Source organism: Flammeovirga sp. AWQ4_249, from assembly GCF_056161045.1.
This window is the reverse complement of record NZ_JBSWYJ010000054.1, coordinates 25337-33424: the sequence shown is the minus strand read 5'-3', so window position 1 is coordinate 33424 and position 8088 is coordinate 25337. Positions and strand designations below refer to the sequence as shown.

The following is an 8088-nucleotide window of genomic DNA, read 5'->3' as shown; positions in this document are numbered from 1 at the left end:
AAACTCAGCACTCTCTTTTTGTGATTGCTTTGCCATAATTTTCAATATATAAAATTTAAAAATTACGGACAGCGTTTATTTTATACTCTCCTTTTTTTATGTCCTCATAAAAGGTTTATTCTACTGGAGCTGTTGCCTTGAAAAGAACAGCCTCAGCATCTGTTGTAATTTTGTAATCTGCATCTACTAAAAGCACTGCTACTTCACCACGTGAAAGTGTTAAAGTCTCCTCTCCTTCTGCAATTGTAGCTTTACCTTCTGAAACTATAATAATTTGTGCTGTTTTAGCAACATGATGATAAGTATCTCCTTTCTTAATAGAAATTCTACTTAATTCAAAATCAGGAGCAGGGCTTTTATAAATTCGCTCAAGTCCATCAGCTTGTTGCTCTCCCTTCATCACATTTGGATGCGTTTCATCAAAAGTAACATGCTTTAATAATTCAGGAACATCAACATGTTTTGGAGTTAAACCACCTCTAAGTACGTTATCAGAGTTGGCCATTAATTCCATATTTTGTCCTTCCAAATAAGCATGTGGAAGTCCTGCATCTTGGAATACTGCATCTCCTATATCAGCTTTTACAATATTAAAAAAATAGATAGAATAAATTCCTCGATCTAAATCTTCTCCTTCATTTTGTAATGCTACTGACTTCGCTGTCCAATAGTCCGGTGAAGACTTCTCTAGTTTACCTTCTTTGTAAAGAGGCATTACTCTATCTACCAGAGAGCGTAACTTGCCATTAACTTGCTCAGGTGTATATTCCATCACAGTTTTATACAGCTCATAATACCCTCCTTTTTCAAAAACTTCAACCAAATCAGAAAATTCCGGTACCTCTTGAAGTACTTTGGTTAATTTTTCTTTTGGCAAAAATCCATGTAAAAGATAAAACTCTGATAACGCCACCATAATTTCAGGTTTATGGTTATCATCTTTATAGTTTCTATGAGAGGCTGTTAATGAAATACCTTCTTCATTTTCTCTTTTAAAGCCTTTTTCAGCCTCTACCTTAGTAGGGTGAACTTGGATAGATAAAACATCTTTTACATCCAATACTTTAAATAAGAAAGGTAAACGACCAAACTTTTCGTTGATATAATTTCCTATAGTACCTTTGGGATCGTCCGCAATCATTTTATTTAAGAATTGAGACTCTCCTATTTGGGCAGGTGCATTGTTGTGAGCACCCATCCAATACTCAGCATACGGCTTATCTTCTTGAGAAATTGATATTAATTCAGGGATAAAAGAGCTTCCTCCCCATGCATAGTTTTGCACCACACCTTTTAATGGAAATAACTTTGCCATTGTACTATTGGTAAATTGTCGTCTATAATATTTTATCTTTGAACCATCATATTTGAAAATAACTTTGGTTCAAAACCATACAAAAATAAGAATAATTATTACTTAATTGTAACATGAAATCAAGATGAATACGGATTTCTACGCATATGAATAAATATCAAACTTTTCATTTTAAAAAATTCGAAATTGTTCACCAAAATTCAGCAATGAAAATCGGTACAGATGGAATTTTACTAGGGGCTTGGGCTAATTTAGATGGGTGTAAATCTTTATTAGATGTCGGTACAGGTTCTGGTTTAGTGGCTTTAATGTGTGCTCAAAGGTATCATAAATTAAATATTAGGGGGATAGATATTGATCAAGCTACAACAGAACAAGCGAAGGAGAATTTCAACAAATCTCCTTTTAAAGAAAGATTGGATACTGAGTTTTCCTCATTAGAAAATTTCTGTAAAAAAAAATCAAATAAATTTGATGCAATTGTTTCGAACCCTCCATATTTTAAAAATAGTCTCAAAGGTGATAATGAACAAAGAACGCTAGCAAGACATAGTGATCAGCTATCATTACATAATTTATTTAGAGATAGTGCGGAAGTACTTCTTGATCATGGAAAATTTATAATGATTTATCCTTTTGATCAACTAGAGGATATATTACAAAATGCCAAGTTGCATCAGTTTCATTTACATACACAATTGGATATTAGTCATAATGAGAATAAAAAACCAAAAAGAGTATTATTAGAGTTTAGATATAAAGAAGTAATAGATAAAGTAACCAGAATGAATTTCTATATACGTGATTTGGTGAACAACTATTCTGAAGAATACATTCAATTGACGAAAGATTTTCATCCTTTTCTATAATAAAAGTCCATTAAACTATTCTTATTGAAGTTTAATGGACTTTCTTTTATTGTTTTTCAATAAGATAGAAACCACAAGTTGTGACAAAATTTCTAACCCAAGGAATATCTCCTAAAATTGGAATTTTCTTTCTTGGTTTTAATCCAAACTTATACTCATAAATTGGATTAATAAAATACAATGTCTTTTCTAAAATCTTGTAATTCGATGCTTTTGAAATTCTTTCGAAACGTTCTAGTGAAATACCTGTTTCTTTGATTTCCATCAATTCTTTTACATGACCTTCAGAAACATCTCCATTTTTTAAGATAAACTTATAAATGGGTGCAGGTAGTAAATGAAAGTAAGGTAATTTGGAAAGAACTTTACTTGCACAAATTTGTTGATGGCCTCCAAAAGGCATTTGCCAAGGTGGAAATCCGAAAAATATTTTCCCTTTCGGTTTTAAGAAGCTTCTGAAGTAATGAATAATTTTTTCCTGTTCTGGAATATGTTCAATTACATCTTTCAAAACAATTAAATCAAATTTATCATCAAGATCTTTTTCAACATCTATATCGTAGACATTTTTACCAATGATATTGGCTTGTCCTTTCTCAATATATTCTTTTAAAAATTGATTTGCGAGCTTTACTCTTTCTAAGTTTAACTCAATACCAAGCCCATAACACCCTTTATCCAAAAATGCTTTTAATACACCACCTTCACCACAGCCAACTTCTAACACCTTCATTCCAGGAGTAATAGTAAGTGATTGTTCAATAAATGGGATTACATATTTATTGGCATTCTCTGTTTGATATGAAAAATAAACTTGTTTGTCTTGATGAAACTCAAAAGCCATCGTTTGTATTTTTTAGTCTATGTTTGATTATTTCAAGGCAGTTGTTTCTACCAGACCCATATATTCACCGAAGTTAAATATGGTAATATTCATAATAATACCCCAAAATACGGCACTTACAAACATATACGTAATAATTTTATTCTTTTTTTCACCAAAAGAGATTGCTATTAACATTCCAATAGGAGGTCCAAATAAAATAGGAGTTAAAAAGGCTACACCTTTCATACCATAGTCTTGCCACACTTTGACAATCATTCTATTTTTCCTTGTAAATAATTTCCTTGTTTTACCTCTACTCGCCCATTTCATAATTTTTTGTCTAGCTTTCGTTCCTGCATATGACAACGATATCACTGTCAACATCATTCCAGTTATAGTAATGATTGTTGTTTCAATTAAAGACAGGCCTGTCATTAAGCCTGTAATGGGTCCAAATAAAAATTTGACGGCACTTATTGCTAAGAGTGAGATGTATTTTGTGAGTAAATCTAACATTCTAATTAATTAATATCTCTTCAGGATAAGAACACAAAAAACTGAAGATTAAATCGATTTTCTAGTAAAAAGGTTTAATAAATTCCATTTTATCTTAAAATTTCACTGAATTAAGAGTCTAAAATTCTTTATTAACAAGGAATCTTTTAATAGTTAAAAGGATACATTTTACCTTTGTCACACTTTACGTACGACAAACGAATTTAAAAGATGACTTTTTTAAGAATCATTGTATCAACATTACTCACTATAGCACTTACTATTTCTAATCTTTATGCACAAACTGTTCATGAAGGAAATGAAATTTTAAAATCTGAAAATGAGGAGTTGATTACAACTTTATATAAATCAGCTAAGCTTAAAGATGCTGGATTATCTTATTACGCTTATGAGCGAGCAATGATAGGATATCTTAATCTTATTAACAAAAAAGAGCTTAATAACACTCGAGTATTAAGTATTCTCGACTTTACACAGCCTTCTACTGCTAAAAGATTCTATATCATTGATTTAAAAACTGGACAGTTATTACTAAAAACATATGTTTCTCATGGGAGAAACTCAGGTCTTCTTTACGCTGAAAACTTTAGTAATGTAGTCAACTCTAAAAAGAGCTCACATGGTATGTATAAAGCTGCTGAAACGTATAAGGGTAAATATGGTTTGTCATTAAAATTAGATGGTTTAGAAGAGGGAATTAATAATAATGCTCGCAATAGAGCTATTGTTCTACATCCTGCCAAGTACGTATCTGAAAAATTTAAGAAACAAAATGGATACATGGGACGTTCGTTTGGTTGTCCAGCCGTTTCCTATTCAGTTCACAAAAAAGTCATCAATTACATTAAAGGCGGAAGTGCATTTTATATTTATACTTATGATGACAAGAAAGATCTATCAGATCTATTTGTATTGCCAGAAAATACTTGGATTTTACTTTCTAAGTATACCAATATTCCAGCTCGAAAGATCAAAATCAAACAATCCATTGATTTCTATAATTCTGTTGATTTTGACAAAGAACTTGCATTATAACCTAGAGTAACTGCTTTAGTTTTATCATTTAAGGCTTTCTTTGCTTTTCCTAATTTCGTAAAGGTCAACGAGCGGTAATAATAGAGTTTCTTATCCTTAGGATTATTTTTTAAGGCTAAATTGAGATACTTTAAAGCCTTTTTATATTCTTTTTCATTAAAGGCGATAATTCCTTTTACGCCACTAACTTCATCTGCTTTACCTTTCAGTTTGATGACATTATCAATTTCTTGTTGAGCAAGTTCATTTTCACCTTGAACTGCATAATTATATCCTAAAAGAATTCTTGCTGAAGAATAGTCTGGGTACTTCTCAATTGCTGTCTCCAAGACTTCATTACTTTTAGAATAATCTCCTAGTTCCATCAATGCAACCCCTTCACCATATAAATCTACATACTTAGATTTTCCTAAGTTATGTAACATTGAGAAATCCTTTAAAGCAAATTGATAATCTTTTAATTTAATTGAAGTCCAAGCTCTTTGGTGGATTACGTAAGAATATTGAGGCGTAATTTCTAAAGCTTTTGTATAATACTCATTTGCTTTTTCTAGCTCATCAATACTAACATAAACATCCCCTAAGTATGAATATAGCTTTGAGCTTTTATTCATTAAAGTGGAAGCATGTTTTAGATCTTTTAATGCATTTTCATAATCTTCAACCAACTTATAGGCAAAACCACGTTGCATGTAAGCATAACCATAAGTATTTGAAATAGTGATAGCTTTTGTAAAGTATTCTATTGAGCCTTTATATTCTTTTATTCCTAAATAAGCATTCCCTAGCAATACATACGAGTATGCTTTATGAGGATCAACTTCAATTGATTTTTTTAAAGTTACGATACTGTTGTCAAATTCTCCTAAAGCTAATTGTGTCTTTCCTTTCTCAATCAATGCATTATAATAAGAAGGATAAAATACTAGAGCACTATCATAATCGTTTAATGCTTTGTGATAATCTCTTGATTTTGTATAAAGAAGACCTCTATTATAATATGCATATCCGTATGATGGAGCATATAGAATTGCATTATTGTAATCATTTATTGCCTGGTCATATTTATTCATCTTTGCTTCTAATTCACCTCGACGACAGTAGGCATAAGCATATGTTGGGTTGATATCTAATGCCTTAGAATATGCTTCAAGAGATTTAGCATATTGAACTGTGTTAGCAAAACAATCTCCTTTTAAACTTAAAAGCTTAAAGTTATTCGGATCTACAATTAAACCTTTTTCAATTGTTTTAATTGCCTCTGCAAATTCACCTTGAATAGTATTGATTTCAGCTTTGAAAATATAAGCATCAATAATTCTTGGATCATGTACAATTACATTATTAAAATCTTGAATGGCTAAATCATATTTTTTTAATTTCATATAAATATGACCTCTTCGCTGATAATACATTCCAGCATTGGGTGCCATTTCAATCACTTTAGAATAATCAGCAATTGCCTCTTGATATAAATACAAATTACTATAACTTTCTGCTCTAAAAACATAAGCAGTCACATAGGAACTATCCTGTTCAATTGCTATAGTAAACTCATCTATTGCTTTTTGATACTCTTTTTGGTGAAGATATAAATATCCCATTAAAGAATAACCAGTAGGTTTGATGGCATCTATTGTTAAACCCATTTTGATATCCTGATAGGCACTATCATAGACACCTTTATGGATATACATCTTTGCTCTTTCGTAATAAGCATTATCATTCAGCAAGTTAAGCTGAACTTCTTGAGTAAATGAATTAATCGCTTTGTCAACCTGCCCGTTCATTACATATTGAACACCTTCTTCCATGTAATTTTGAGCATTAGCTGCTATTGTCAATATAATATTAACACTAAGAAATAAGTATATTATTTTTCGAATAGACATGCACTATAAGGTTAGAATAAAGCAATACAACAAATCAACTGATAAACAGTTACATTTAATTAAACACCAAAACATATCGATTTGATATATTGATTTAAAGTTATTAATAAAGTATTAACTTTATTTAGGGAGTTAAGAAAGTTTATTTATCAAAGATCAATGCCTGTAAAATTAAAAAATTTCAGCAATATCTTTTAATTTTTGAAGATCTAGAATTTTAATTTTTTTTCCAATTGTTGAAACAACATTATCCTCTTTCATTTCCTTAAGCATACGAATATAGGATTCTGAAGAAGTTCCAATCATTGCCGAAAGATCTTCTCTACTGAGCATAACATTCAGTACACCATCTCCATTCATCCCAAATTCGTTTTTAAGAATTAATAAAGATTCAGCCACTCTACTTCTTACATTCTTTTGAGAAACAGATGATAATATTTCAGTCATTTTTTTAGTATTCTGCAGAGCTGTCTTCATTAATTTTAAAGCAAAATCACTATCACTCTTGATTAATGACAAGATTTTATCTTTATGTATAAAACAAATAGCTGAATCTTCCATAGTAATGGCTGAGATATCATAGACTTCTTCCAAGATCATAGGTCTGTATCCCATTATCTCACCGACAGATGCAAAAGAAACAATCTGTTCTCTACCTAACACACCCGTCTTAGAAATTTTCACCTTTCCTTTATGTAAAATATAAATACCCAAAGCAGGTTGTCCCTCTCTAAAGATCGTCTCTCCTTTTTTAAAGATGGTAAATCCTTTTAATGAACTTATTGCTTCAAGTTCACATTTATCTACTCCTTCAAAAATAGAAAGTGGCCTAACTGGACAATCTAAACAATCTGGTCTTTTTAATTTCATAAAGATGTTTGGGGATAATTACCTTCAAAAAACATTTAAATATAGATATAACATCCTGCATTTTCTGATATTTATCAATTTTTAGTCAAAAAAAAGACAGAAAAAGATCACTTGGCTATTCCGACATTTGTACTATTACAAAACTATAAAACTCATGAAAAATTACGGTAAATTATTAGTCTTTTTAGTATTAATGTTCTCATTGATCATCTTCTTAGGAATTTTACTGTTTGTATCTTTGTTTTCTGCAGTAGACACAGTAATGGTTGTCTCTTGGGCTAGCACTATTTTAGGATTATCATTTGTAGCTTTCACAGGTTTTATGGCTGAAAGAAGCACCGAATCAAAATAAGTGAGTTATGCACGATTTAAGAGATAGAGAAGATGTTATAGTATTAGTAAATACCTTTTATTCTAAAGTAAGGGCTCATGAAGAACTTGGGCCTTTCTTTGATGAATATGTAAAAATTGATTGGGATAAACATTTACCTACAATGTATGACTTCTGGGAAACTAACCTTTTTTTTGTTTCAAAATACAAGGGCAATCCTGTAAAAACACATCAAGATGTTGATCAAAAAGCAACAATTGAACAAAAACATTTCGGATTTTGGTTACAATTATGGTTTATGACTATTGATGAGTTGTTTCAAGGAGAAAAGGCTAATCTTTTGAAATCCAGAGCAAGAAACATGTCTCATATGCTCTTTATGAGAATTTTTACAGCAAGAGAGAATAGGTAAGTTAAAAAATTGCTTTTTTTTT

9 protein-coding genes are annotated in these 8088 nt (G+C 30.7%); 4 read left to right on the top strand and 5 right to left on the bottom strand.

All coding sequences use genetic code 11. The features are described 5' to 3' along the window. Nucleotides 1–115: 115 nt before the first annotated feature. Complete coding sequence (manA, locus tag ACXAHM_RS23565) at nucleotides 116–1315, bottom strand: mannose-6-phosphate isomerase, class I (protein WP_474965797.1); 1200 nt, start codon at nucleotides 1313–1315, stop codon at nucleotides 116–118. A 146-nt stretch (nucleotides 1316–1461) separates the two neighbouring features. Between manA and ACXAHM_RS23560 the strand changes: the two genes are divergently transcribed. After that, nucleotides 1462–2184 (top strand): tRNA1(Val) (adenine(37)-N6)-methyltransferase, encoded by a 723-nt coding sequence (locus ACXAHM_RS23560; protein ID WP_474965794.1) that lies wholly within the window; start codon nucleotides 1462–1464, stop codon nucleotides 2182–2184. 46 nt (nucleotides 2185–2230) lie between these two features. On the opposite strand, the gene ACXAHM_RS23555 is transcribed toward ACXAHM_RS23560, so the two are convergent. Both ACXAHM_RS23555 and ACXAHM_RS23550 read right to left on the bottom strand, forming a co-directional pair. Then, a complete protein-coding gene (locus ACXAHM_RS23555) occupies nucleotides 2231–3028 on the bottom strand; it encodes a class I SAM-dependent methyltransferase (RefSeq protein ID WP_474965791.1) in 798 nt (265 codons plus the stop codon). 27 nt (nucleotides 3029–3055) lie between these two features. Then, the gene (locus tag ACXAHM_RS23550) at nucleotides 3056–3526 is read right to left on the bottom strand and encodes a hypothetical protein (protein WP_474965788.1); all 471 of its coding nucleotides are present in this window, start codon (nucleotides 3524–3526) and stop codon (nucleotides 3056–3058) included. A 210-nt stretch (nucleotides 3527–3736) separates the two neighbouring features. Between ACXAHM_RS23550 and ACXAHM_RS23545 the strand changes: the two genes are divergently transcribed. Further along, nucleotides 3737–4561: a murein L,D-transpeptidase catalytic domain family protein gene (locus ACXAHM_RS23545; protein ID WP_474965782.1), complete on the top strand. Its 825-nt coding sequence runs from the start codon at nucleotides 3737–3739 to the stop codon at nucleotides 4559–4561. Here the strand turns inward: ACXAHM_RS23545 and ACXAHM_RS23540 are convergent. After that, a complete protein-coding gene (locus ACXAHM_RS23540) occupies nucleotides 4522–6453 on the bottom strand; it encodes a tetratricopeptide repeat protein (RefSeq protein WP_474965779.1) in 1932 nt (643 codons plus the stop codon). The genes ACXAHM_RS23545 and ACXAHM_RS23540 overlap by 40 nt on opposite strands. Before the next feature lie 171 nt (nucleotides 6454–6624). Next, nucleotides 6625–7323, bottom strand: coding sequence for a Crp/Fnr family transcriptional regulator (locus tag ACXAHM_RS23535; RefSeq protein WP_474965775.1), 699 nt, complete (start codon nucleotides 7321–7323; stop codon nucleotides 6625–6627). 154 nt (nucleotides 7324–7477) lie between these two features. Between ACXAHM_RS23535 and ACXAHM_RS23530 the strand changes: the two genes are divergently transcribed. Continuing rightward, nucleotides 7478–7675, top strand: coding sequence for a hypothetical protein (locus ACXAHM_RS23530; RefSeq protein WP_474965771.1), 198 nt, complete (start codon nucleotides 7478–7480; stop codon nucleotides 7673–7675). Between the two features lie 7 nt (nucleotides 7676–7682). Beyond that, on the top strand, nucleotides 7683–8066 hold the full coding sequence (locus ACXAHM_RS23525; protein ID WP_474965768.1) for a group III truncated hemoglobin: 384 nt from the start codon (nucleotides 7683–7685) through the stop codon (nucleotides 8064–8066). The last annotated feature ends 22 nt before the right edge of the window (nucleotides 8067–8088 follow it).

What these genes read in the sequence shown, in the direction of transcription:
- ACXAHM_RS23530 (WP_474965771.1), top strand. Translation starts at nt 7,478, where the DNA reads ATGAAAAATTACGGTAAATTATTAGTCTTTTTAGTATTAATGTTCTCA.
- ACXAHM_RS23535 (WP_474965775.1), bottom strand. Translation starts at nt 7,323, where the DNA reads ATGAAATTAAAAAGACCAGATTGTTTAGATTGTCCAGTTAGGCCACTT.
- manA (WP_474965797.1), bottom strand. Translation starts at nt 1,315, where the DNA reads ATGGCAAAGTTATTTCCATTAAAAGGTGTGGTGCAAAACTATGCATGG.
- ACXAHM_RS23545 (WP_474965782.1), top strand. Translation starts at nt 3,737, where the DNA reads ATGACTTTTTTAAGAATCATTGTATCAACATTACTCACTATAGCACTT.
- ACXAHM_RS23560 (WP_474965794.1), top strand. Translation starts at nt 1,462, where the DNA reads ATGAATAAATATCAAACTTTTCATTTTAAAAAATTCGAAATTGTTCAC.
- ACXAHM_RS23550 (WP_474965788.1), bottom strand. Translation starts at nt 3,526, where the DNA reads ATGTTAGATTTACTCACAAAATACATCTCACTCTTAGCAATAAGTGCC.
- ACXAHM_RS23540 (WP_474965779.1), bottom strand. Translation starts at nt 6,453, where the DNA reads ATGTCTATTCGAAAAATAATATACTTATTTCTTAGTGTTAATATTATA.
- ACXAHM_RS23525 (WP_474965768.1), top strand. Translation starts at nt 7,683, where the DNA reads ATGCACGATTTAAGAGATAGAGAAGATGTTATAGTATTAGTAAATACC.
- ACXAHM_RS23555 (WP_474965791.1), bottom strand. Translation starts at nt 3,028, where the DNA reads ATGGCTTTTGAGTTTCATCAAGACAAACAAGTTTATTTTTCATATCAA.